The organism is Budvicia aquatica DSM 5075 = ATCC 35567, assembly GCF_000427805.1.
Classification (GTDB): domain Bacteria; phylum Pseudomonadota; class Gammaproteobacteria; order Enterobacterales; family Enterobacteriaceae; genus Budvicia; species Budvicia aquatica.
The window spans coordinates 94926-118287 of the sequence record NZ_KE386592.1 but is presented as its reverse complement, the minus strand read 5'-3'; the positions used below and the strand labels follow the sequence as shown (position 1 = coordinate 118287).

Genomic DNA, 23362 nt, shown 5'->3' with positions numbered 1-23362 from the left:
CAGCTAATATTAGTAAATAAACTTTATTATTAGCACGAGAAACGAGTCCATTGACCAACAAGCTACTGAATCACATCATAGTAATTACCCTATTTGAGTTAATTGATCTGCTTCACAGTTAGCCTAATAAACATTAACGACTTAATGGTTTTAATTTTTTTAATTAATTAAATAGCTTTTATAAATAAATTAATTATATTTATTGACTCAAATATAAATAATAAAAAATGACAATGTTAAATGTATATTATCAATAATAAGAACATATGAGAAATATATGAAGAATATGTTAAAAAACATGTCATTCCAATGGCGCGTATTTCTATTATTACTTATTGTGTTTACTCTGATAATGGGGGCATTGAATGAGTTTGTCACTCATCGCATTAACAATTATATCACTGATAAAGTAGCCGAAATTGCGATGAATCAGGCAAAAATCATCGCATCAATGGATGGCATTGTTGAAGGCGTAGAACAGAGAGATACCGAAAAGCTAAAAAAAATTGCTGACAAAATCAGCATGGAGTCTAACTTTAGCTATTTAGTTATCGGCGATGAAAAATCTGTTCGGCTCTATCATCCGAATCCGGCCAAGCTCGGCTATACCATGCAATGGAACAAGCCCGGGGCCATGGAGCGGGGGGAAAGCTACATTATCTCCAGCGAAGGGTCGATGGGGCTGGCAATGCGGGCAAAAACGCCAATCTGGGATAAAAATAATAAAGTTATCGGCGTTATCTCCCTCGGCTACCTCAATAGCAAAATCGATATGTGGCGTTCAAGCCAAATCTTTCCGCTAACCAGCGTGTTATTAATTATTCTGTTTATGCTGATCTTCTTCTCATGGCAGTTCTCAGCCCATATTAAGAAACAAATGATGGGCATGGAGCCCGCCGAAATAGCCCGAGTCCAACGACAGCAGGACGCCCTGTTTGGCGCCGTATTTGAAGGCTTACTCGCCGTCAATACCCAAGGTCAGATTACCGCAATTAATCAGAACGCTCAGAAGATGTTAAAGCTAGATGGCCCGCAAAAGAATCTGGTCGGTAGCCTGGTTCAAGACCTGATAACCCCGGCTGACTATTTTCTGGAGGCGAGCGGAACCAACAGGGTTGATGACCTGCTAATGATTAATGGCTTAAAAATTATCGCCAACCGGGTCGGTATATGGATTGACGGTGAGTTTCAAGGTTGGGTAATCAGCTTCCGTCGCCATGATGAAATTCATATTTTAAGCGCCCAGCTTTCTCAAATTCAGCAATATGTTGAGAACTTACGCACCTTACGTCATGAGCATTTAAACTGGATCTCGACCATCGGCGGCCTACTACAGATGAAAGAATACGATCGGGCGCTCAAAATGGTACAGTCTGAGTCATCCAATCAGCAATCACTTATCGATAGTATCAGCAGCATGTTTAAAAACCGGCTTATTGCAGGGTTGCTGTTTGGAAAATTTCACCGGGCTAAAGAATTAGGTTTAGAAATGTGCTTTACTCCGGGCTGTTCGCTTAGCGCTCAGCCAAAGCCTATCAATGAAAATGAGCTGGCAAGCATACTGGGCAACCTGCTGGATAATGCATTCGAAGCTACGCTAAAAAATCCTGACAGTAACAAGATTATTGAATGTTATATTTCAGACGAAGGCCAGGAGCTGGTTATCGAAGTGTCCGATAATGGACTTGGAATCGAACCTCATATTAGTGAACGCATATTTACCCGTGGTGTGACCTCAAAGAACAACGGTGGTGACCATGGAATTGGATTATATCTGGTCAAAACCTACGTAGACCAATATCACGGTACTGTAATGCTGGGTGACAATGAACCGTGCGGAACCATATTCTCTATATTTATTCCCAAAGGAAAGGACGGAATGAAAGATGAAATATCTTAATATTTTGATTATTGAGGATGAAACCCCACTGGCTGAAATGCACGCTGAATTTATTAAACGTCATAGTGCATGTCGTCAAGTCTGGCTGGCCGGCAACCTCGAACAAGGCCGAATGATGATTAACTCATTTAAGCCTGATTTAATTATTCTCGATAACTATCTTCCCGATGGAAGAGGCATTGAACTATTACAAGAATTATCAGCCAATAAATATCAGGGTGAGATTATTTTCATTACCGCTGCCAGCGATATCGATACGGTATCAGAAGCTATTCGGTGTGGCGTTTTCGATTACCTTCTAAAACCGGTTGCCTATGAAAGACTGGAGCAAACGCTGGAGCGTCTTAATTATCTCCATCGGGTACGCAAGCAAACCGAAGACGTCAGCCAATGGCAGGTCGACGAAATGTTTAATACTTTTGCCCGTATTCAGGCCAAGCCAAGCATGCCGATTGGCATTGATGAAATCACGCTGAAAGTAGTACAAGAAGCCTTTAACGATCTCGATACCAGCTATACGGCTGAAGACATTGCTAAAAAATTAGGCCTCAGTCGCACAACGGCCAGACGCTATCTGGAATTCTGTACTAAAGAGCGCTTTTTACTGGCTGAAATCATTTATGGCAAAGTGGGCAGACCTCAACGGATTTACCGCCGACAACCCTCTGAACATGCCGAATAAGACCTATTTTTCATATCATTATAGTTTGTAACTAGAAATGGCTGATTGGCAGGTAAGAGATAAAAAATGCCTTTTATTGTGGTACGATGTAAAGTAATGGCGAACGAAGTTCCACTGGGCAGCTATTAGCAGGTATAGTTGTCCGGTATTGATAGTGGTTTAATCGTTTAGGTTATGAAGAAATCTGCGTCAAAGATGGCTTTAGACACCGCTATCCGGGATTGCCCTCTGTAATTTATGACAATAAAAAGGAGTCTGTATGACTTGGGAGTATGCACTTATTGTTGGCTTAGTCGTTGGCCTTATCATCGGTGCCGTTGCGATGCGTTTTGGTAATCGTAAACTACGCCAGCAGTCTGCATTACAGCAGGAGCTGAATAAGAATAAAGAGGAATTGGAAGCCTATCGGCAGGAGTTAGTCAGTCACTTTTCTCATAGTGCGGAGCTATTAGAGAAAATGGCTCAGGATTACCGCCAGTTCCAAAAGCATATGATTAAAAGTTCGACCACGTTACTACCGGATATGGCCACCAGTGACAATCCATTCAGCTACATTAATTATAAGCCAGTATCCTCTGATTCCGATACCGAGCAACTGACTGCCGATGCACCTCCTCGCGATTATTCCGAAGGTGCTTCAGGACTGTTCCGCCCTGACCGCAGAAGCTAAATAACACTCAGTGCCACCCCATGGTGGCACTGCTTATTTTGCCTTTTCCTAACATTACCTTTCTTTACGTTGTTTTGTTATCAGCGTCACAGCTGGGTTTGATGTCTATATTCATCACCACCATCCCTTGTTTTGCCCGTAGTGGCCCCCTCTATGCATGAACTTTTTATAATCTCGGGCAGTCTTAGATTAGCTACACTCTATTATTGTAAACAAACCGAGTAACCTGTTGGTATTGAGAGCGAATTACCCATGAAGAAAACAACACTTTTATTAAGCGCATTAACCGTCAGTTTAGGATTAACTTTTTCCTCAGTACCGGCTGCCAATGCGGCTTTACCTGTCACTGTAGCCGGTGAACAAGTTCCTAGTCTGGCACCTATGTTAGAAAAAGTTCTGCCTGCTGTTGTCAGCGTTTACGTTGAAGGCACACAGGTCCAGCGTCAACGGCTCCCTGAAGAATTCAAATTCTTCTTCGGCCCTAACGCACCGACAGAACAACAAAGCACCCGACCATTTGAAGGTCTGGGTTCTGGCGTTATTATTAATGCCGAAAAAGGCTATGTCGTCACCAATAATCACGTGATCAACAATGCGGATAAAATTCGAGTCCAACTGAACAATGGCCGTGAGTATCAGGCTAAGCTGCTTGGCCGCGATGAGCAATCAGACATCGCACTGCTGCAGTTAATTGACGCGAATCCGAAAGACCTGACGGCCATTAAAATGACTGATTCAGATAAACTTCGCGTTGGTGATTTCGCCGTTGCAGTTGGTAACCCGTTTGGCCTGGGTCAAACAGCCACTTCAGGTATTGTCTCTGCGTTGGGTCGCAGTGGCTTAAATCTGGAAGGCCTTGAAAACTTCATTCAGACCGATGCATCAATTAACCGCGGTAACTCCGGTGGTGCCTTGATCAACCTAAATGGTGAGCTTATTGGTATCAACACCGCGATCCTGGCGCCAAGCGGTGGTAACGTAGGTATCGGCTTCGCTATTCCTAGCAACATGGTACAAAGCCTTACTGACCAGCTGATTCAGTTTGGTGAAGTTAAACGTGGCATGTTAGGTATCAAAGGTAGCGAAATGACCGCCGAAATGGCAAAAGCCTTTAAAGTTGATGCTCAACGCGGCGCATTTGTTAGCGAAGTCATGCCGAAGAGTGCCGCAGCACAGGCGGGCATTAAAGCCGGTGACGTCATCACCTCGATTGATGGTAAAGACATTAACAGCTTTGCCGAATTACGGGCTAAAGTTGCCACTGCCGGTGCGGGTAAAAAAGTGAAGATGGGCCTGCTACGTGAAGGCAAACCACTTGAAGTTCAGGTTGAACTACAAAACAGCGATCAGGCATCAACAAATGCTGAATCACTATTGCCGTCGCTTCAAGGCGCAACCTTCAATAATGGCGAAGTCAAAGGCACTAAAGGCGTCATCATTAACGAAGTGACTAAAGGTTCACCTGCGGCACAAAATGGCCTGCAGAACGGCGATATGATTATCGGTGTGAACAGTGAGCGCATTCAGAATATTGGTGAGCTGCGTAAAATTCTTGATGGCAAGCCAAATGTGATGGCACTCAACATCTTACGTGGTGATGATAATATCTATCTGATCTTACGTTAATCCCGATCGCAAAAACGGATACGGTAATGTGCCGTATCCGTTCAAGTCATGCTATCCTTACTAACCTTTATTTTTAACTGACCATATGCATGCTTGCCAAACTGTTACGCTCAATAATTATTGGCTTAATTATTGCCTCAGGCTTATTACTCGTATTCCCGTCGTTACGCTCGGCGACCGGGCTATTTGAGGATTCCCTAAGTTTACCGCTGACTGACTCTCCGGTTAGCTATAACAGTGCCGTAAGACGAGCTGCGCCCGCAGTCGTTAATGTATATAACCGTAGCGCATCCGGTTCTTCCCGCCAAAGTTTAGGAATTAACACTTTAGGTTCAGGCGTTATTATGAACAAGAAAGGTTATATCCTGACTAATAAACACGTTATTGTTAACGCTGACCAAATTATTATTACCCTACAAAATGGCCAGGTATATGAAGCATTATTGGTCGGCGCTGATACCTTAACCGATCTGGCCGTATTAAAAATTCAAGATAATAATCTACCGACCATCCCGATTAATTCAAAGCGTACACCACATATTGGTGACGTCGTTCTGGCTATTGGTAATCCTTATAATTTGGGTCAAACCGTCACCCAAGGAATTATCAGTGCTACTGGTCGTATCGGGCTCAGCCCTTATGGCCGACAAAACCTGCTGCAAACAGACGCATCAATTAATAACGGTAACTCCGGCGGAGCCTTAATCAATTCGCTGGGCGAGTTGGTGGGTATCAATACGCTTTCACTCGATAAACGAACTGACGGTGACACGCCTGAAGGCATTGGCTTTGCGATTCCTGCGGAATTAGCCACTAAGATCATGGATAAATTAATTCGTGATGGCCGGGTTATTCGTGGCTATATGGGCATTGAAGGCCGGGAGTTTAGCCAAATGCAGAATCAGGGTAGTCCTTTCGATCGTATGCAGGGCATATTAGTTGGCGCAGTTACCCCCGATGGCCCTGCGGAACATGCAGGACTGTTAGTCGGTGATATCCTGGTTAACGTCAACAATAAGCCGGCAACTTCTGCGATTGAAGTGATGGATCAGGTCGCCGAAATCAGGCCAGGAACCAGCATCCCGATAACCGTATTGCGTCAGGGCCAGAGGCTAAATATGACCTTAACGGTCAGCGAATATCCGGCAGCACAAGAAACCCCGATTAACTAGCTTCACAATGGTGGCCAATAAAAAAGGATGCATAGCATCCTTTTTTATTGCGTTAAAGATGGTCAAATCTTTATTCGTCTTTCACTCGCTGGATGTTGGCACCCAATGCATTCAGCTTTTCTTCGATACGCTCATAGCCACGATCGATATGATAAATACGATCTACCGTTGTCACGCCATTCGCAATACACCCCGCCAAGACTAAGCTGGCTGATGCACGAAGATCGGTTGCCATAACCTGAGCCGGAGATAAATGATCAACGCTGTGGCAAATTACCGTATTACCTTCAATTTCAGCATGAGCCCCCATGCGAATAAGCTCAGGAATATGCATGAAGCGATTTTCGAAGATGGTTTCAGTAATCACGCCGGTTCCTTCTGCCACTAAATTAAGCAGAGAGAACTGAGCCTGCATATCAGTAGGGAAACCCGGATGCGGAGCCGTTCTGATATTCACACTGTGAGGACGCTTACCTTTCATATCAAGCGTGATCCAATCGCTACCGACTTCAATCTCAGCCCCGGCTTCGCGTAGCTTAGCCAATACCGCATCTAATGTCTCCGGGCGAGTATTACGGCAGGTAACTTTACCACCGGAAACGGCTGCTGCGACTAAGAAAGTACCGGTTTCAATACGGTCAGGCAGTACGCGATAAACCCCGCCGCCTAAGCGCTTAACGCCTTCGATAGTAATTTGGTCACTACCGGCTCCGGTAATTTTAGCGCCTAAAGTATTCAGGAAGTTAGCGGTATCAACAATTTCTGGCTCACGGGCAGCATTTTCAATCACTGTCGTCCCTTCGGCTAACGTTGCCGCGCTCATAATGGTCACAGTCGCACCGACGCTGACTTTATCCATCACGATATTGGCGCCTTTCAGGCGACCATTAACCGAGGCTTTAACATAGCCCTCTTCCAGCTTAATTTCTGCGCCTAGCTGCTCTAAGCCGCTGATATGTAAATCAACAGGACGGGCACCGATAGCACAACCGCCCGGTAATGAAACCTGACCGTAGCCAAAGCGTGCAACCAACGGACCAAGCGCCCAAATAGATGCTCTCATGGTCTTCACTAAGTCGTAAGGTGCACAAAGTTCAGTCACATTGCTGGCATCAACAAAAATAGAGCCATTGCGTTCAATTTTCACACCTAGCTGACTGAGCAGCTTAATGGTGGTATCGATATCTTTTAGTTTTGGAACATTTTGCAGCTCGACGGTCTCTTCTGCTAAAAGAGCAGCAAAAAGGATCGGGAGCGCTGCATTTTTAGCCCCGGAAATGGTGACTTCACCACTTAACGTCGTCGGGCCCTGTACACGAAATTTATCCATAACCTAATCTCTCTTAAAAACAACAAGTAAATGATGATATTGCTTCAGCCAGTGGGGATTTTTATTTGAGTTCGATCCAGCAAATAGCAATACGCTTATAAGCATACCGGGCCGTTATAACTCAGGATCAAAAACCGTTAAGTTTACGATCTCGCTGCCACTCTTCGGGCGTATACACTTTAATGGAAAGAGCATGAATGCGATTATCTGAAATATATTCCATTAAAGGAGCATAAACAGTTTGCTGCTGTTTAACACGGCTCATGCCGGCAAAGACATCGCCAATCGCAATGACCTGAAAATGGCTACCATCACCGGTGACGTGCGCATCTTGCAGATTCAGTGCACTGATTAAGATTTGTTGAATTTCACTATTATCCATGGTTTTCAAAGTCTTCATTTAACTAAAACGTGAATATCCGCTTTCTATTACTGATAGAAAACAGTCGTATTTTAACCCCAGAGAGTCAAAAGTTGTGGCTGTGCCCTCAGGACATCGCCCTCTATACCAGATAAAAATATCGCGGAGATGTATTCACACCTCCGCGACTTATATCAAATCAGTCTGCTAACAATATTATCACACCACATCAGGAGGACTCACCAGATAAGGTTCAATTATTTGTTGCAGATTATATAATGCGGCAAGGGTTTGCAGTTTTTCCGTCATACCCGCAAGCTTTAGCGACTGCGGTCGCTGCGTAACGTCAGCCAACAGGTGAATTAACATCGCTAAACCGGCCGAATCTACCCGAACTAAATGAGCAACGTTCAGCGTATGAATATCTGACGTTAAAATTTGCTGCCTTTGCTTCCAAAACGGCAACAGCGTCTCACGATTCAAATCGCCATCGAAAGCCACCGTTCCGTTCTCAATACGCCAATTCAGAGAATCGGACATTATTTTTTATCGTCCAGTTTAATCGGCTGGTTAGCCGCAGCGATAAGTTGTTTAGTCAAACCATCAACACCATCGCGACGCAACGTTTCTGCCCACTCATTTTGCTTGGTCGTAATCATGCTAATACCTTCAGCAATCATATCGTAAGCTTGCCATTCACCGGTTTTACTATTTTTACGCCACTGGAAATCTAAACGAATCGGAGGGCGGCCATTAGGATCGTTAATGGTAATACGGATAGCAATATTATCTTTTCCATCCAGCGGCTGCTCTGGTGAAATGGTGTAGCTTTGACCATTATACATGGCTAATGCCTGACCATAAGCCTGCTCTAAATAGGCTTCAAATGCAGGCATATAAGCATCACGCTGTGCCGGAGTGGTGTCACGATAATAACGGCCTAGCACCAGCGCACCGGCATATTTAATCTGGACGTAAGGCAATAATTCTTGCTTAACAATGGTGCGTAAATAGTTAGGATCCTGCCTGATCTTAGGCTGCTCATCTTTCAGTCGGGTAAATACTTTATCCGCTGCAATTTGCATTTCCTTATAAGGATTAGACGCGTCCGCGGCATTAGCTGCCAGAGGCGTAATCACCAACAATGCCGCCATAATGAATCGCTTAAACATAGGTATTCCTCTTATCTAACTTCAATTCGTAACGTGAAATTAATGTGCTGCTGGAGCAACTTCATTAGGTGCAGGCGTTGGCTCTTTCTCATCACCACCGCTTTTATATAAAAACTGGCCGATAAGATCCTCAAGCACCATCGCAGACTTAGTATCTTTAATCGTATCACCGTCCGCTAAAATTTTGGTGCCCATATCTTCATCTTCAAAGCCAATATTCAGGGCTAAAAACTGCTCCCCTAACAGGCCTGACGTTCTGATTGAGAGGGAACTTGTATCCGGAATATGGTTATAGCGCTGTTGCATATCGATCGTTACCCGAGGGTAGTAACTTTTCGGATCGAGAGATATTTCAGCAACTCGTCCGACTAAGACTCCGCCGACCCTGACCGGAGAACGCTCTTTTAAACCGCCGATATTGTCAAAGCTGGCGTAAAGCCGGTAAGTCGGCTCGCTGCCTAACGATTTTACATCAGCAACCTTCAAACATAGGAATAAAAGCGAGCATAATCCTATGACCATAAATATCCCTACCCAGATTTCCGTTTTTTTACTTTGCATCGGTTTAATTCCCAAACATCATTGCTGTCAGCACAAAATCCACGCCGAGTACGGCGAGAGATGCATGTACGACGGTACGAGTAGTCGCCTGGCTAATTCCTTCAGAGGTCGGAATGCAGTCATAGCCGTTATAAAGAGCAATCCAAGTCACCGTGATTGCAAATACAATACTTTTAATTAAACCATTCAGTAAATCGGTGTGCCAGCTAACAGAATCCTGCATCGCAGCCCAGAAGAAACCGTCATCGATCCCCTTCCAGTCAACCCCGACCATGGCACCACCCAAAATACCAACCGCAACAAAAATGGCCGTCAGTAATGGCATGCTGATAATACCAGCCCAAAAACGCGGGGTAATCACTCGCCGTAATGGGTCTATCGCCATCATTTCTAAGCTGGAGAGCTGTTCGGTGGCTTTCATCAAACCAAGTTCTGCGGTTAGTGCCGAACCCGCCCGGCCGGCAAACAACAGGGCGGTAACAACCGGCCCCAGCTCCCGCAACAACGATAGCGCCACCATCATACCAAGGCTGGCCTCGGCGCTATAGGTTGTCAGAATGATATAACCCTGTAAGCCCAGTACCATGCCAATAAATAATCCGGAGACCATAATAATCAATAAGGATTGTACTCCGACAACATACAGTTGCTTGATCAGTAACGGCCACTGCCTGCGGAAATCTGGTTTTCCAACCACCGCTCCGTAAAGCATCATTCCTGCCCGCCCGAAAGAGACAGTGAAGTGGATACCACGACGCCCTAAAGACGCCAATGCCTGTAGCAACATTAACTTAATAACTCCGTTTTATAATCGCCCGCGGGGAAACGGAAAGGTACCGGTCCATCAGCAACGCCGTCTAAAAATTGTCTGGCACGGGGATCGGGATTCGCTCGTAGTGCTTCGGGGGTACCTTCTGCTATGACTCGGTGATCCGCAACAATATAAGCATAGTCGGCGATACTTAAGACTTCCGGCACATCATGGGAAACCACAATACAGGTAATGCCGAGTGAACTGTTAAGCTCATCAATCAGCTTAACCAGAACGCCCATGGTAATTGGATCCTGCCCGACAAAGGGTTCATCAAACATAATGAGGTCTGGTTCTAAAGCGATAGCCCGAGCCAATGCCGCCCGCCTCGCCATTCCGCCAGAAAGCTCATTGGGCATCAATTCTGCCGCACCTCGCAGACCGACGGCCTCAAGCTTCATCAAGACCGTGCTGCGGAGTAAATTCTCCGGCAGTCGAGCATGCTCTCTTAAGGGATAGGCCACATTTTCAAATACGGTTAAGTCGGTGAACAGCGCTCCGGATTGGAATAACATGCTCATCTTCTTACGTACTTCATATAAACGTCGGCGGGAAAGCGTCGGGATATTATCGCCGTCAAAAAAGATATCACCGCTATCCGGAGCCAATTGACCACCGATAAGCCGTAATAATGTTGTTTTACCAATACCCGAAGGCCCCATAATCGCGGTGACTTTACCGCGGGGTACCGTCATATTGATATCCTGAAAAATTGGACGACCGCTACGGGAAAATGACATATCCCGTACTTCGACCAAATTATCTGTCGTTTTATTCATAACGTCCTTTAACTATTCAGGATGAAATACTTATTCCGTCCATCATAAGTATTTAGATACTCCGGCTCAACCGTTCATTATCCAAGTAGCCTAAGCCACTATTTCAGCCAGCGTTTTACTTTTCACCCTACGCCAGTCAAAATTAACACATATCAATGGGTCAATGTTCAACATCCGGCGGGAAACTATTGTGATAATGCAGTAACGCCAAAGCCAATACAATCACAACCTAGTGTTAGATTAACCCGAGGTAAGACGGGCAGAACAAGGCTAAAGTTCATCTAACTTAAGCGCAAAATAGATTAATCATCTTAATATTATTCCGCAAGAGGCCCATTTTGCTGGTTTATCACCCAAAACGTTTAGTTTTTGGTGCTACTGCGACTGATGGATAACGAGGTAATGCTGGGCGTTAGCCCCAGAATAACGGTAATATGTACCCAATAAAAAGATCGTACTATTAACCGATTTTATCCTTATATTGGCGTGTTGATGAAATCTTCAAACGCTCAAGGGTTGGTTTTTTCGCCTGAGTGCATAAAATGCGCTAAGCACATATTGAATAGAGTGAGAGTAAGTAATGTCTAATTTTGATTTTCAACAAGCAGGTAAACAAGTACTTGATATTGAAAGAGCAGGACTTGAACAACTCTATCAATATATCAATCAGGACTTTGAACAAGCCTGCCATATGATATTCAATTGCAAAGGCAAAGTTGTCGTTATGGGAATGGGAAAGTCCGGGCATATTGGCTGTAAAATGGCAGCTTCGTTTGCCAGCACCGGTACTCCGTCTTTCTTTGTTCATCCCGGTGAAGCCAGCCATGGCGATTTAGGTATGATTACCGCAGATGACGTGGTTATCGCCATCTCTTACTCCGGCGAGTCCAATGAGATTATGGCACTTATCCCGGTAATTAAGCGGCTACAGATCCCATTAATCTGCATGACGGGTAATCCTAATAGCTCGATGGGAAAAGCCGCCAACGTTCACCTTTGTATCCACGTTCCGGAAGAAGCTTGTCCTCTCGGCCTGGCCCCGACAACCAGCACAACGGCTACGCTGGTTATGGGCGATGCGTTAGCCGTTGCCCTATTGAAAGCCAAAGGCTTTACCGCCGACGATTTTGCCCTCTCCCATCCGGGTGGCGCACTGGGCCGCAAGTTGCTGCTGAGAGTCAGTGATATCATGCACACTGGTGATGAGATCCCTCGGGTGAAGAAAACGGCTTCATTGCGCGAAGCGCTGATTGAAATTACCCGTAAAAATCTTGGTCTTACCGTTATTTGCGGTGATGACCTGATTATTCAGGGGATCTTCACCGACGGAGATTTACGTCGAGTATTCGATCAAGGCATTGAACTTAATGACGCTAAAATTGCCGATCTAATGACGAAAGGCGGCATCCGAGTACCGCCCAACATGCTGGCAGTGGAAGCATTAAACTTAATGCAATCTCGCCATATTACCGCGGTTATGGTTGCGGAAGGCGATCAATTACATGGCATCGTCCATATGCATGATATGCTGCGCGCAGGTGTTATTTAAGGCACAACCATTTAATATACCAAAATAATTTAAGTGGCATCGCGGCGGCAAGAGAGCGAGTTCCGATGCGCTTACTCAAGTCAGTGATTCGGGTGAGTGAGCGCGGCCAACAAAGATGCCACTTGAAGTATGACCGGTATAAACGAATTAAGAGTTTTGGATGAGTAATAAACATGATTAACACGTGCTACGGCTCTGTAAGTAAAGACGTTTTTCAGCGAGCGGCAAATATCCGCCTGCTGATTTGCGACGTTGATGGCGTGATGTCTGATGGCCTGATTTATATGGGTAATCACGGCGAAGAGTTAAAAGCATTTAATGTACGTGATGGTTATGGGATCCGCTGTCTGATAACGTCAGATATTGAAGTCGCAATTATTACCGGACGAAACGCTAAACTGGTCGAGAACCGGGCCAAGACATTAGGTATTACCCATTTATATCAAGGGCAATCTAATAAACTGGTCGCCTTTGAAAAGATACTCAGCGACTTATCGCTCTCTCCGAGTCAGGTTGCTTATATCGGTGATGACCTGATTGACTGGCCAGTGATGGAGAAAGTGGGTTTATCCGTTGCCGTTGCCGATGCTCACCCATTACTGTTACCAAAAGCACACTACGTGACGCGTATCGCCGGCGGTCGAGGTGCAGTTCGTGAGCTATGTGATTTAATATTACAGGCTCAGGGTAAACTGGAAGGCGCACAGGGGCTGTCAATATGAGCAGAACAAAACTCACCCTTACCGTCTTATTAACCTTAATCGCCGTCGCCCTGATTGGCTGGAATATGGCCGATGTAGACGAACAGAAAGCGGCTATACCGCCGGATGATAAAGAACCGACTTATCAAAGCCAACAAATGGTCACGATAGTGTACAATCCTGAAGGTCAGTTAAACTATAAGCTGACGGCAGATGATGTTAAGTACTACAACGCATCGGAAGAGACTTGGTTTACTAATCCGGTGATGATTATGTTTGATAAAGATGCCACGGCAACGTGGTCCGTTCGTGCCGATACGGCAAAGCTGACCAAAAGCCGGATGTTGTATCTTTATAAAAATGTAGAAGTAAACAGCCTGACGACAACGTCACAACTGGAAAAGATCAAAACGGATAATGCTGAGATCAATTTGATCACACAAGACATTAGCTCCGATGATCAGGTAACTCTGTACGGGGCTAACTTTACCTCCGAAGGAATGAAGATGCGTGGTAACCTGCGCAGTAAAACAGCGAAGCTGATTGAAAAGGTAAAAACCTATTATGAAGTTCAACCAAGAGCAGGCAATGAAACCAATCAATAATTCTAAAAGTCTTATTACAGGCGCGGTTATAGCCGGTATTCTTCTGGTTAGTAGCGCCCCTGCTTTTTCAATGAAAGATGATACTAATCAGCCGATTAATATCACTTCAGCCCAACAGTCTTTAGATATGGAAGGCAATGTTGTCACATTTACCGGTGACGTTATTGTTAAGCAAGGCACTATCGATATTCGTGCAGATAAAGTGATTGTCACCCGTACCGGAGAAAAAGGTAACGAAGTGGTTGAAGCCTTCGGTAACCCGGTAACCTTCTATCAAATGCAAGACAGCGGTAAGCCGGTTAAAGGTCACGGGGCCAAACTTCGCTATGAGCTGGCAAATGATTTTGTTGATCTAACCGGAAATGCATATCTGGAGCAGTTGGACAGTAATGTTAAGGGCGACCGCATTACCTACCTGGTGAAACAACAAAAAATGGAAGCTTTCAGTGACAAGGGAAAACGAGTTACTACAATATTAGTACCGTCCCAATTACAGAAAAAAAACTAGCTTCACCCCAAATTCAAATAGCAATCTAAATACAAAAGAGTAAACAACAGCGAATGGCAACGTTAACAGCAGAGAATTTAGCTAAAGCCTATAAAGGCCGTCGGGTCGTCGAAGACGTTAGTCTGACAGTCAATTCGGGTGAAATTGTAGGTTTACTCGGTCCAAACGGCGCAGGAAAAACAACGACTTTCTATATGGTTGTTGGCATTGTCCAACGGGACGCCGGTTCTATTTTCATCGATGATGAAGATATCAGCCTGCTACCGCTTCATGCCCGTGCACGTCGGGGAATCGGCTATCTTCCTCAGGAAGCGTCTATCTTCCGCCGCCTTAGCGTTTATGACAATCTTATGGCGGTACTGCAAATTCGCAAAGATCTGACGAGTGAACAACGGGAAGATCGTGCCAATGAGCTGCTTGAAGAGTTTCATATCAGCCATTTAAGCAAAAACCTGGGCCAGTCTCTTTCAGGCGGTGAGCGCCGTCGCGTAGAGATAGCCAGAGCCTTAGCGGCTAACCCTAAATTTATTTTGCTGGATGAACCCTTTGCCGGCGTTGACCCGATATCGGTCATTGATATCAAAAAGATCATTGAACACCTTCGCGATAGCGGGCTTGGTGTACTGATTACCGACCATAACGTCCGTGAAACGCTGGACGTCTGCGAACGGGCCTATATCGTCAGCCAAGGCCATCTGATTGCTCACGGAACGCCGGAATCAATTTTAGAAGATGAACACGTAAAACGGGTTTATTTAGGCAATGAATTCCGTCTGTAGCCGCTTTTTATCGGCAAACTGCAACAACAATTAATAAAAGAAGCGTAATACGTCATTATGAAGCAAGGTTTACAACTCAAGTTAAGTCAGCAATTGACGATGACACCTCAGTTACAGCAGGCTATCCGCCTGTTGCAACTGTCGACGCTTGAGCTACAGCAAGAGATTCAACTCGCGCTGGAAAGTAACCCACTGCTTGAACAGACAGACCTTCATGAAGAGATCGATGCTCGAGAAGAACAAAACAATGAGCAACTTGATACCAGTGAAGCGCTGCAACAGTCAGATATCCCTGAAGACCTGCCGCTGGATGCGACTTGGGATGAGATTTACTCTGCCGGGACACCGTCCGGTACCAGCAATGATTACGGTAGTGATGAATTGCCGATCTTTCAGGGCGAAACCATCCAAACGCTGCAAGACCATCTTATGTGGCAGATGGATTTAACCCCGTTCTCTGATATTGATAAGGCCATTGCCACATCCATTATTGATGCCGTAGATACGACCGGCTATCTCACGGTTCCTCTTGAAGAGATATTAGAAGGTCTGGGCCACGACAATATTGACCTCGATGAAGTTGAAGCCGTTCTTAAACGCATACAGCGATTCGATCCGGTTGGCGTAGCCTCGCGAGATTTACGTGAATGCCTGTTGGTCCAGCTTTCTCAGTTGGATACAAAAACGCCTTATTTAGCCGAAGCTCGGCAAATCGTTGACCAACACTTAGCGCTGCTCGGTAGCCACGACTTCCGTTCACTGCTTAAACTCAGTCGCATTAAAGAAGAATCACTAAAAGAAGCAATGCAACTGATTCAAAGCTTAGACCCTCGCCCCGGCCAGTCTATTCATGCCGGTGAACCCGAGTATGTTATTCCTGATGTTTTGGTGCGTAAAATCCAAGGTAAGTGGGCAGTTGAATTAAACACAGAAAGTATTCCCAGACTGCAGATTAACCAGCATTATGCCTCGATGACTAATACCCATAATGCCAACGATAACCAATATATCCGCACTAATTTGCAAGATGCCAAGTGGCTGATAAAAAGCCTCGAAAGCCGCAACGATACATTACTGCGCGTCACTGAATGCATCGTTGAGCGACAGGAAGAGTTCTTTGAGCTCGGCGCTGAATATATGCGCCCGATGGTGCTGGCAGATATTGCTCAGGCGGTAGATATGCATGAGTCCACTATCTCTCGGGTAACGACACAAAAGTACTTACATAGCCCGCGGGGAATATTTGAGCTAAAATACTTCTTCTCCAGCCACGTTAATACAGATTCCGGTGGTGAAGCATCATCAACCGCAATCCGGGCTTTAGTTAAAAAATTGATTTCAGCAGAGAACCCCGGGAAGCCGCTAAGCGACAGTAAAATTGCCAGCATGCTGACCGACCAAGGGATTATTGTTGCCAGACGGACGGTAGCAAAGTACAGGGAGTCGTTATCAATCCCCCCATCAAATCAACGGAAACAATTGATTTGATTCAATGGCATCTACATGATGAACAGTCTACCCACTATGCAATTAAGCTCCATTTTAAAATTAGAAAGCACGCGCAGTGCCGTTCACTGCACCAGTAAAAAACGTGCTCTTGAAATCGTCAGCGAACTGGCTGCCAGCCAGCTGAATATTCCTACAGCCGTTGTATTTGAGGCCATACTCAACCGTGAACGTATGGGCAGCACCGGCATTGGTGCCGGAATTGCCATTCCCCACGGTAAGCTAATCGAAGATACCACCCGGGCCGTGGGAGTATTTATTTGCCTGGAACACCCGGTAAATTTTGATGCCGTCGATAACCAACCGGTTGATATTCTGTTTGCTCTTTTAGTCCCGGCAGAAGAGTGTCAGTCTTATTTAGAAACCTTATCGGCCATTGCACAACGATTGGCCGATAAATCTCTTTGCCGCCAGTTGAGAATGGCGAAGACTGACGATGAGCTTTACCAGCTCATTACCAAAGAACCATCCAATGGCACGGAAAGTGAAACAGCAGAAAATCAATCTGTTTAAAAATTAAGGTTCATGTTAACGTCATTACCATGTTGTGAACATGAACGCGCAATGGACGTTGTTGTGACTGCTGATTAGGCTGGTAATAACTAGAATCGACATAACCTGATAACATAAGCCGAAATCCAACATTGCCAGCATAAATTGAATTTAGAATTTAAGATCGTATAGCGATTATCAAGGGGAGTAGCAACATGGTGCTGATGATTGTCAGCGGCCGTTCAGGCTCAGGAAAATCTGTTGCATTACGCGCATTAGAAGACATGGGCTTCTACTGTGTCGACAACTTACCGGTTGTCTTATTGCCACAATTGGCCGAAACCTTAGCTGAGCGCAATATCTCAGCGGCGGTCAGCGTTGACGTACGTAATCTGCCTGAAACACCAGAAATTCTGGAAGAAGTACTCAATAACTTACCGAGTAACTTCTCTCCACAGTTACTGTTTCTTGATGCTGACCGTAATACCTTAATCAGACGCTATAGCGACACCCGGCGTTTGCATCCGCTATCTAATAAAAACCTCTCATTAGAAAGCGCGATTGATGAAGAAAACCTGTTGCTTGAACCGCTGCGTTCACGGGCTGACTTAATCATTGATACCGCTGAGATGTCGGTTCATGAGTTAGCTGAAATGCTAAGAACTCGCCTGTTAGGTAAGCGCGAACGTGAACTGACGATGGTGTTTGAGTCTTTCGGTTTTAAACACGGTATTCCTATTGATGCCGACTACGTGTTTGACGTACGTTTCCTGCCCAATCCGCACTGGGATCCGAAACTACGTCCGATGACCGGCCTTGATAAACCGGTGGCTTCATTCCTCGATCGCCATACTGAAGTACATAACTTTATTTATCAGACCAGAAGCTACCTTGAACAGTGGCTACCGATGCTGGAAACCAACAACCGCAGCTATTTGACCGTGGCTATTGGCTGTACCGGCGGTAAACACCGTTCTGTCTACGTTGCAGAACAGCTGGCTGACTACTTCCGTTCTCGGGGTAAAAACGTGCAATCGCGTCACCGTACGTTAGAAAAACGAAAAAATGACGGTAAAAACAGCTAATAACGGATAGAGACCGGCTATTGGCTATCCTGTAACTTTGCTGATATGATTGACGACATGTAGTCTGATATTTGTACTTAATGTCGAAAAATAGAAATTGCAGGTCGTGATCCAGATCTCTTTCTTTTATATTATTTCTATTAATATCGGGCAATAAACGTTTTTAAGCCCCCGCATTTTACCTGCGGGGGTTTTGTTTTGTTCGATAGATTTTTTATATGAGCCGCTGATAGCCAAATGCGTTGGAGATCGGCGGAGTGGAAAAACAAAATTAGATGGGATTCTTCTAATCAAAGATAATATCGGAGTGATGTATGCTTAAACCCGCCATAATCATCAATGAACTGGATGCAGAGCGTATCGATATGTTGCTTGAACACCCTGAATTCGCTTCATCACCGGTGGCACAAGCGCTCAATTCAGAAATCGATCGGGCAGAAATCGTTGCGCCTGAAAAAATTCCGGCTGATGTCGTCACAATGAACAGCCGAGTGCGCTTTATTGACCTGAGTAATCAGGAAGAGCGCGTGCGAACTCTTGTATTCCCTAATGCACTGAAAGACAGCAGTGAACAAATTTCAGTTATGGCACCCATTGGTGCTGCGCTGCTTGGCCTGCGCGTTGGTGACAATATCAGCTGGCATCTGCCAAATGACACCGTTGCTAAGATTAAAGTACTGGAGTTACTGTATCAGCCGGAAGCTGCCGGTGAGTATCGCTAATCTATCCTGACACGGATATTTGATAGCTAAAGATGCTTTTCATTTCAGCATAAAAAAACAGACTTCGGTTATTGAAGTCTGTTTTTTATTTCACCGTTTAAATAACTCACACCCTATCCAAAATAAAGCGTTTTATTCACCGGCTATCTTCATCTCTTCAAGCAGCACCGAACCACATTGGATATTACTGCGAGTTTCAATATCATTACCCATCGTCACAATGTTTCGTAACATCTCTTTGAGATTACCGGCAATGGTCACTTCACTCACCGGATATTGAATCTCACCGTTCTCAACCCAGAAACCGGCTGCGCCGCGAGAATAATCGCCCGTCACAGTACTCACGCCCTGCCCCATAAGCTCCGTAACCAACAGCCCGCGGTCCATCTGCTTCAGCATCGCATTAAAGTCATTACCCTGCCCCGGGATCCGCCAGTTATGAATACCGCCGGCATGACCGGTATTTGTCATATTCAGCTTGCGGGCAGAATAGCTGGTCAGCAAGTAGGTTTCTAAAACACCGGCTTTGACAATATCACGCTGCTGAGTACGAATACCTTCGCTATCAAACGGAGTTGAAGCCAGGCCCTTTAATAAATGGGGATACTCAGTAATCGTCAGCCAGTCGGGCAGAATCTGCTGACCTAGGTGGTCAAGTAAAAAGGACGATTTACGATAAATATTACCGCCGCTGATAGCCGAAACTAAATGTCCAAACAGCCCGGTTGCTACCTCAGACGAAAACATAATTGGCGCTTTCATTGTCGGTAACTTACGCGCATCTAAACGGGACAGCGTACGGCGGGCACACTCCTGTCCGACCCACTCTGCGGTCTCTAAATCATTCACATCACGGGCGATGGTATACGCATAATCACGCTCCATCTCGCCGTTATGTTCAGCAATTACGCAGCATGAGAGAGAATGACGGCTGGAACAATAGCTCTGTAACATACCGTGGCTGTTACCATAAACTTTAATGCCATAATGGCTGTTATAGCTGCCGCCTTCACTGTTAGTAATACGCTTATCAATCTGCAACGCAGTTTGCTCAGCAATAGATGCCTGTTTGATAAATTTTTCAGCATCCAGCTCTGTCGGATAGAAAAGATCCAGATCGGGAGCCTCAAAAGCCATCAGTTCGCGCTCACCAAGCCCTGAATAGGGATCCGGTGACGTATAGCGGGCAATATCCAGCGCAGCCTGAACCGCACGGGCAATGGCATCGGGGCTTAAATCAGTTGATGACGCATTCCCTTTGCGTTGTTGATAATAAACAGTAATGCCTAAAGCACCATCGCTGTTAAACTCCACGTTTTCAACTTCGCCGAAACGAGTAGTGACGCCGATACCGGTAGACTTAGTAATTGCAACTTCGGCAGCATCAGATGCGGCTCCTGCGAGCTCCAGTGCCTGAGCAACGGCCTGCTCAAGCATTTTGCGTTGCTCTGTAACTTGGGTAACTATATTCATTGTCTTGGGTTCTGCCATCATCAATAAAAAAGATTGAACAAAGTTTAACAGGATCTGCTGCTAAAGTAATTGGCGTTACAGCAGGCAACAGAATGCGGAGAATCAGAGACATGATTTCGCAGAAAGCCAACTACCTGTTAAGATTAATAGTAAATATATCGATCCTAAATAACGGCTTCTGGCAGTAACTTGAGCTTGTTTAGGCCTTGTCTGTCTAATGGTATATCCAAAGTCATTGAATTTGCAGTAAGAGAGCGACAATGTGAAAGACGAAAGATATAACGGATAGAACAAAAACAGATTAATTAATACCCATTGTAGGAACGCGACCAGCGCACCTGCAACTTGGAATATGACAGGTATACCCTATTTAGGTTAAGTAAACATATGAATAAATTCGATAGCGACAGCGAATGGCAAGATAACGATCTCCCTAAAGATGAACAGGAAGATGACGAGATTATTTGGGTCAGTAAAAGTGAAATTAAACGCGATGCTGAAGCCCTAAAAGATCTTGGTGCTGAATTAGTGGATCTGGGGAAAAATGCACTGGACCGTATTCCGCTGGATGAAGATCTACGTGCTGCCGTCGAACTAGCCCAACGTATTAAAAAAGAAGGCCGCCGTCGTCAGCTTCAACTGATTGGTAAAATGCTGCGCTCCAGCGATGTCGAACCTATTCAGACGGCATTGGATAAGCTAAATAACCGCCATAACCAGCAAATTTCCCTGTTCCATAAACTGGAAAATTTACGCGACCGCCTGCTGGATGGCGGAGATGATGCCATTACCACCGTGCTGGAGCTTTATCCTCACGCTGACCGTCAACAATTACGTTCACTGGTGCGTCAGGCTCAGAAAGAGCGTTCGGCGAATAAACCGCCAAAAACCTATCGCCAGATTTTTCATTATCTGCGCGAGTTAGCCGAGAATATAGAAGAGTAACTCTTCCTCAACTCATTTATTATGGTCTGCGTTATCCCGTACCATAGCGGGATAACGCAATAACAAAATCGCCCCCCGCTCATTTCCTCATACTCAATAACCATTGTGCCAACAATCATTAACAAACATGTGATGATTATTTAGCCTTATCTTTTTTTTACGATATATCAAAAATCCGCCCCTCTGATGTGCCCACTGCTTCTAAGTCCGTCTACCTATAAATACTTAGAATACCCATAACTTTATTATGGGAAATAAAAATGAAAAACTATACAGCGATAACACTTATTGCCGGCTCGTTATTTAGCGGCTGCCTAATGGCACAGGAATCACTGGTCCTCAACGGCCACAATCTCACCGTTACCGATGCGTGGGCCGTTGCGTCACAGGGGAAACATGTTCGTATCGATCCGGCCGCAATGGAACGGATGAAAAAATCAAATCAGCTGCTGATGCTGGCGGCTGAACAAGGCGTTCCGGTGTATGGATTAACCGTCGGCGTTGGCTTAAACAAAGACAAATCCTTGTTTGATGCCCATGGAAAGCTCAGCCCGGAAGTGATGGAGGCGTCAAAAGCCTTTAACCGTAATGCATTACGCGCTCACGGTGCCGGTGTTGGACCCGATATGCCGGTTGATATGGTGCGCTTAGCCATGGTGATCCGTTTAAACACCATGCTGACTGGCGCGACGGGAGCCCAACCCTACGTGGCTGAACTGTATGAGAAGTTCCTTAATCAAGGTATCACGCCGGTAGTCCCTTCCCGTGGCTCTGTCGGTGAAGCCGATATTACTCTGGCCTCTCATATTGGTGATGCCATGATGGGTGAATGGCGAGTAATAGTGAATGACAAAGTCATCCCCGCGGCCGAAGCCCTGAACAAAGCAGGAATTACACCGCTGGATCCGATAGGCAAAGATGCGCTATCAATCCTATCGACCAATGCTATATCGACCGCCTATTCTGCTAAAGCGATTATGAATGCTCAGCAGATTATCGATATCACTCCGCTCGTGTTCGCCATGAGTCTCGAAGGACTGAACGGCAATATTTCTCCGGTGTTACCACAGAACATTGCCGTTCGCCCGTTCCCCGGTCTGGCTGACAGCGCGAAAGATATTCGCGATACCTTATCCGGCTCCTATCTGTGGGAAAAAAATGATACCCGTCCGCTTCAGGATCCTCTCTCCTTCCGCACCACCGTCTTTGCTTTAAACGAAGCTAAACGCGATCTGGCCAACGCTCAGCAAATGCTCTCCATACAGATGAACAGCTCTGATGATAACCCGGCGGTTATTCTGGATGCCTCACAGGAATATGCTGATAACAGTCAGGTAAAACAGTACTACGTACAGGGCAAAGATATTAAAGGCGCCATTTACCCGAGTGCTAATTTTGAGCCGTTACCGCTGGCACTGGCCGTTGAACATCTGTCTCTGTCGTTAGCTCATCTTTCTCATAACAGCGTCCAACGCACACTGCACCTGTCAGACGATCACTTTACCGGCCTGAGTCGTTTTCTAACCGCTAAAGACAACGCCGGGCACGCTTTCGGCGCTATTCAAAAACCTCAGGTGGCACTTCACTCAGAAATCGTTGATCTGGCTAACCCGGTCTCGCTGGATGGTCAGGTTATGGCCGGTACCATTGAAGATACCTTCACCAACAATCTGTATGCCTCTCAGCGTTTACAGCACATCGTCGATAACATTGCCGTGATTTATGGCCTTGAACTGCTTCATTCAACTCAAGCTATCGATTTACGTAAAGAGATAGTGCCGCAACTTGCTCAAAGTAAGCAAACTCAGGCTCTTTATCAGACCTATCGCAAAGTGGTTCCTTTTGTCGATCAGGACCGAATTTACACTGACGACATCAAACACAGCGCAGAAATTGTTGCCGGTTACCGCGGCCAGAAATAAAGATCTGAAGG

Annotated in this window: 24 protein-coding genes; 16 read left to right on the top strand and 8 right to left on the bottom strand. The window is 45.5% G+C overall.

Annotated features, from left to right (window positions below; genetic code table 11):
- The first annotated feature begins 277 nt into the window (after positions 1–277).
- The 5 genes from dpiB to degS all read left to right on the top strand — a co-directional run bounded on the left by dpiB (position 278) and on the right by degS (position 6050).
- On the top strand, positions 278–1900 hold the full coding sequence (gene dpiB / locus YWE_RS0125980) for a sensor histidine kinase DpiB (RefSeq protein WP_036017179.1): 1623 nt from the start codon (positions 278–280) through the stop codon (positions 1898–1900).
- A complete protein-coding gene (dpiA, locus tag YWE_RS0125975; RefSeq protein WP_029097053.1) occupies positions 1887–2582 on the top strand; it encodes a two-component response regulator DpiA in 696 nt (231 codons plus the stop codon). The genes dpiB and dpiA overlap by 14 nt, the downstream gene beginning before the upstream one ends.
- Before the next feature lie 259 nt (positions 2583–2841).
- Positions 2842–3252, top strand: a complete 411-nt coding sequence (gene zapG, locus YWE_RS0125970) for a Z-ring associated protein ZapG (protein WP_029097052.1) — start codon at positions 2842–2844, stop codon at positions 3250–3252.
- Positions 3253–3504: 252 nt separating this feature from the next.
- The gene (degQ, locus tag YWE_RS0125965; protein WP_029097051.1) at positions 3505–4878 is read left to right on the top strand and encodes a serine endoprotease DegQ; all 1374 of its coding nucleotides are present in this window, start codon (positions 3505–3507) and stop codon (positions 4876–4878) included.
- A gap of 89 nt (positions 4879–4967) precedes the next feature.
- Positions 4968–6050 carry an outer membrane-stress sensor serine endopeptidase DegS gene (gene degS, locus YWE_RS0125960; protein ID WP_029097050.1) on the top strand — a complete coding sequence of 361 codons (1083 nt, stop codon included), beginning with the start codon at positions 4968–4970 and terminating at the stop codon, positions 6048–6050.
- Between the two features lie 70 nt (positions 6051–6120).
- On the opposite strand, the gene murA is transcribed toward degS, so the two are convergent.
- The 7 genes from murA to mlaF form a co-directional block, all read right to left on the bottom strand.
- Entirely contained in the window at positions 6121–7380 is a 1260-nt protein-coding gene (gene murA / locus YWE_RS0125955) for a UDP-N-acetylglucosamine 1-carboxyvinyltransferase (RefSeq protein ID WP_029097049.1), read from the bottom strand.
- 127 nt (positions 7381–7507) lie between these two features.
- Positions 7508–7762, bottom strand: a complete 255-nt coding sequence (ibaG, locus tag YWE_RS0125950; protein WP_029097048.1) for a BolA family iron metabolism protein IbaG — start codon at positions 7760–7762, stop codon at positions 7508–7510.
- 198 nt (positions 7763–7960) lie between these two features.
- Entirely contained in the window at positions 7961–8281 is a 321-nt protein-coding gene (mlaB, locus tag YWE_RS0125945) for a lipid asymmetry maintenance protein MlaB (protein WP_029097047.1), read from the bottom strand.
- On the bottom strand, positions 8281–8913 hold the full coding sequence (gene mlaC, locus YWE_RS0125940) for a phospholipid-binding protein MlaC (RefSeq protein WP_029097046.1): 633 nt from the start codon (positions 8911–8913) through the stop codon (positions 8281–8283). The genes mlaB and mlaC overlap by 1 nt, the downstream gene beginning before the upstream one ends.
- Before the next feature lie 39 nt (positions 8914–8952).
- Entirely contained in the window at positions 8953–9474 is a 522-nt protein-coding gene (gene mlaD, locus YWE_RS0125935; RefSeq protein ID WP_029097045.1) for an outer membrane lipid asymmetry maintenance protein MlaD, read from the bottom strand.
- A gap of 4 nt (positions 9475–9478) precedes the next feature.
- The gene (mlaE, locus tag YWE_RS0125930) at positions 9479–10261 is read right to left on the bottom strand and encodes a lipid asymmetry maintenance ABC transporter permease subunit MlaE (protein ID WP_029097044.1); all 783 of its coding nucleotides are present in this window, start codon (positions 10259–10261) and stop codon (positions 9479–9481) included.
- Positions 10261–11064: a phospholipid ABC transporter ATP-binding protein MlaF gene (gene mlaF / locus YWE_RS0125925; RefSeq protein ID WP_029097043.1), complete on the bottom strand. Its 804-nt coding sequence runs from the start codon at positions 11062–11064 to the stop codon at positions 10261–10263. Before mlaF ends, mlaE begins: the two co-directional genes overlap by 1 nt.
- Before the next feature lie 580 nt (positions 11065–11644).
- Here mlaF and kdsD point away from each other — a divergent pair.
- From kdsD to rnk, 9 genes are all read left to right on the top strand, one after another.
- The gene (gene kdsD, locus YWE_RS0125920; protein ID WP_029097042.1) at positions 11645–12613 is read left to right on the top strand and encodes an arabinose-5-phosphate isomerase KdsD; all 969 of its coding nucleotides are present in this window, start codon (positions 11645–11647) and stop codon (positions 12611–12613) included.
- 173 nt (positions 12614–12786) lie between these two features.
- Positions 12787–13335 carry a 3-deoxy-manno-octulosonate-8-phosphatase KdsC gene (gene kdsC / locus YWE_RS0125915; protein WP_029097041.1) on the top strand — a complete coding sequence of 183 codons (549 nt, stop codon included), beginning with the start codon at positions 12787–12789 and terminating at the stop codon, positions 13333–13335.
- Positions 13332–13919 (top strand): LPS export ABC transporter periplasmic protein LptC, encoded by a 588-nt coding sequence (lptC, locus tag YWE_RS0125910; RefSeq protein ID WP_029097040.1) that lies wholly within the window; start codon positions 13332–13334, stop codon positions 13917–13919. Before kdsC ends, lptC begins: the two co-directional genes overlap by 4 nt.
- Positions 13903–14427 carry a lipopolysaccharide ABC transporter substrate-binding protein LptA gene (lptA, locus tag YWE_RS0125905; RefSeq protein WP_029097039.1) on the top strand — a complete coding sequence of 175 codons (525 nt, stop codon included), beginning with the start codon at positions 13903–13905 and terminating at the stop codon, positions 14425–14427. Before lptC ends, lptA begins: the two co-directional genes overlap by 17 nt.
- Before the next feature lie 53 nt (positions 14428–14480).
- Positions 14481–15206 carry an LPS export ABC transporter ATP-binding protein gene (lptB, locus tag YWE_RS0125900; RefSeq protein ID WP_029097038.1) on the top strand — a complete coding sequence of 242 codons (726 nt, stop codon included), beginning with the start codon at positions 14481–14483 and terminating at the stop codon, positions 15204–15206.
- Positions 15207–15263: 57 nt separating this feature from the next.
- The gene (gene rpoN / locus YWE_RS0125895; RefSeq protein ID WP_029097037.1) at positions 15264–16694 is read left to right on the top strand and encodes an RNA polymerase factor sigma-54; all 1431 of its coding nucleotides are present in this window, start codon (positions 15264–15266) and stop codon (positions 16692–16694) included.
- Positions 16695–16709: 15 nt separating this feature from the next.
- Positions 16710–17225 carry a PTS IIA-like nitrogen regulatory protein PtsN gene (ptsN, locus tag YWE_RS0125890; RefSeq protein ID WP_029097036.1) on the top strand — a complete coding sequence of 172 codons (516 nt, stop codon included), beginning with the start codon at positions 16710–16712 and terminating at the stop codon, positions 17223–17225.
- Positions 17226–17419: 194 nt separating this feature from the next.
- Positions 17420–18289, top strand: coding sequence for an RNase adapter RapZ (gene rapZ, locus YWE_RS0125885; protein WP_029097035.1), 870 nt, complete (start codon positions 17420–17422; stop codon positions 18287–18289).
- Between the two features lie 314 nt (positions 18290–18603).
- Positions 18604–19011 (top strand): nucleoside diphosphate kinase regulator, encoded by a 408-nt coding sequence (rnk, locus tag YWE_RS0125880; RefSeq protein WP_029097034.1) that lies wholly within the window; start codon positions 18604–18606, stop codon positions 19009–19011.
- A 132-nt stretch (positions 19012–19143) separates the two neighbouring features.
- On the opposite strand, the gene pmbA is transcribed toward rnk, so the two are convergent.
- The gene (pmbA, locus tag YWE_RS0125875) at positions 19144–20484 is read right to left on the bottom strand and encodes a metalloprotease PmbA (RefSeq protein WP_029097033.1); all 1341 of its coding nucleotides are present in this window, start codon (positions 20482–20484) and stop codon (positions 19144–19146) included.
- Positions 20485–20871: 387 nt separating this feature from the next.
- Between pmbA and yjgA the strand changes: the two genes are divergently transcribed.
- On the top strand, positions 20872–21429 hold the full coding sequence (yjgA, locus tag YWE_RS0125870; protein ID WP_029097032.1) for a ribosome biogenesis factor YjgA: 558 nt from the start codon (positions 20872–20874) through the stop codon (positions 21427–21429).
- 260 nt (positions 21430–21689) lie between these two features.
- Positions 21690–23351: an HAL/PAL/TAL family ammonia-lyase gene (locus tag YWE_RS0125865; RefSeq protein ID WP_036017177.1), complete on the top strand. Its 1662-nt coding sequence runs from the start codon at positions 21690–21692 to the stop codon at positions 23349–23351.
- Positions 23352–23362: the final 11 nt, after the last annotated feature.

Excerpts from the sequence above, each read along its gene's own strand:
- zapG (WP_029097052.1), top strand. The coding sequence starts at position 2,842 with ATGACTTGGGAGTATGCACTTATTGTTGGCTTAGTCGTTGGCCTTATC.
- mlaF (WP_029097043.1), bottom strand. The coding sequence starts at position 11,064 with ATGAATAAAACGACAGATAATTTGGTCGAAGTACGGGATATGTCATTT.
- lptA (WP_029097039.1), top strand. The coding sequence starts at position 13,903 with ATGAAACCAATCAATAATTCTAAAAGTCTTATTACAGGCGCGGTTATA.
- kdsD (WP_029097042.1), top strand. The coding sequence starts at position 11,645 with ATGTCTAATTTTGATTTTCAACAAGCAGGTAAACAAGTACTTGATATT.
- degS (WP_029097050.1), top strand. The coding sequence starts at position 4,968 with ATGCTTGCCAAACTGTTACGCTCAATAATTATTGGCTTAATTATTGCC.
- lptC (WP_029097040.1), top strand. The coding sequence starts at position 13,332 with ATGAGCAGAACAAAACTCACCCTTACCGTCTTATTAACCTTAATCGCC.
- YWE_RS0125865 (WP_036017177.1), top strand. The coding sequence starts at position 21,690 with ATGAAAAACTATACAGCGATAACACTTATTGCCGGCTCGTTATTTAGC.
- mlaE (WP_029097044.1), bottom strand. The coding sequence starts at position 10,261 with ATGTTGCTACAGGCATTGGCGTCTTTAGGGCGTCGTGGTATCCACTTC.
- mlaD (WP_029097045.1), bottom strand. The coding sequence starts at position 9,474 with ATGCAAAGTAAAAAAACGGAAATCTGGGTAGGGATATTTATGGTCATA.
- rpoN (WP_029097037.1), top strand. The coding sequence starts at position 15,264 with ATGAAGCAAGGTTTACAACTCAAGTTAAGTCAGCAATTGACGATGACA.
- pmbA (WP_029097033.1), bottom strand. The coding sequence starts at position 20,484 with ATGAATATAGTTACCCAAGTTACAGAGCAACGCAAAATGCTTGAGCAG.
- murA (WP_029097049.1), bottom strand. The coding sequence starts at position 7,380 with ATGGATAAATTTCGTGTACAGGGCCCGACGACGTTAAGTGGTGAAGTC.
- mlaB (WP_029097047.1), bottom strand. The coding sequence starts at position 8,281 with ATGTCCGATTCTCTGAATTGGCGTATTGAGAACGGAACGGTGGCTTTC.
- rnk (WP_029097034.1), top strand. The coding sequence starts at position 18,604 with ATGCTTAAACCCGCCATAATCATCAATGAACTGGATGCAGAGCGTATC.
- rapZ (WP_029097035.1), top strand. The coding sequence starts at position 17,420 with ATGGTGCTGATGATTGTCAGCGGCCGTTCAGGCTCAGGAAAATCTGTT.
- lptB (WP_029097038.1), top strand. The coding sequence starts at position 14,481 with ATGGCAACGTTAACAGCAGAGAATTTAGCTAAAGCCTATAAAGGCCGT.
- yjgA (WP_029097032.1), top strand. The coding sequence starts at position 20,872 with ATGAATAAATTCGATAGCGACAGCGAATGGCAAGATAACGATCTCCCT.
- ibaG (WP_029097048.1), bottom strand. The coding sequence starts at position 7,762 with ATGGATAATAGTGAAATTCAACAAATCTTAATCAGTGCACTGAATCTG.
- dpiA (WP_029097053.1), top strand. The coding sequence starts at position 1,887 with ATGAAATATCTTAATATTTTGATTATTGAGGATGAAACCCCACTGGCT.
- degQ (WP_029097051.1), top strand. The coding sequence starts at position 3,505 with ATGAAGAAAACAACACTTTTATTAAGCGCATTAACCGTCAGTTTAGGA.
- kdsC (WP_029097041.1), top strand. The coding sequence starts at position 12,787 with ATGATTAACACGTGCTACGGCTCTGTAAGTAAAGACGTTTTTCAGCGA.
- mlaC (WP_029097046.1), bottom strand. The coding sequence starts at position 8,913 with ATGTTTAAGCGATTCATTATGGCGGCATTGTTGGTGATTACGCCTCTG.
- dpiB (WP_036017179.1), top strand. The coding sequence starts at position 278 with ATGAAGAATATGTTAAAAAACATGTCATTCCAATGGCGCGTATTTCTA.
- ptsN (WP_029097036.1), top strand. The coding sequence starts at position 16,710 with ATGATGAACAGTCTACCCACTATGCAATTAAGCTCCATTTTAAAATTA.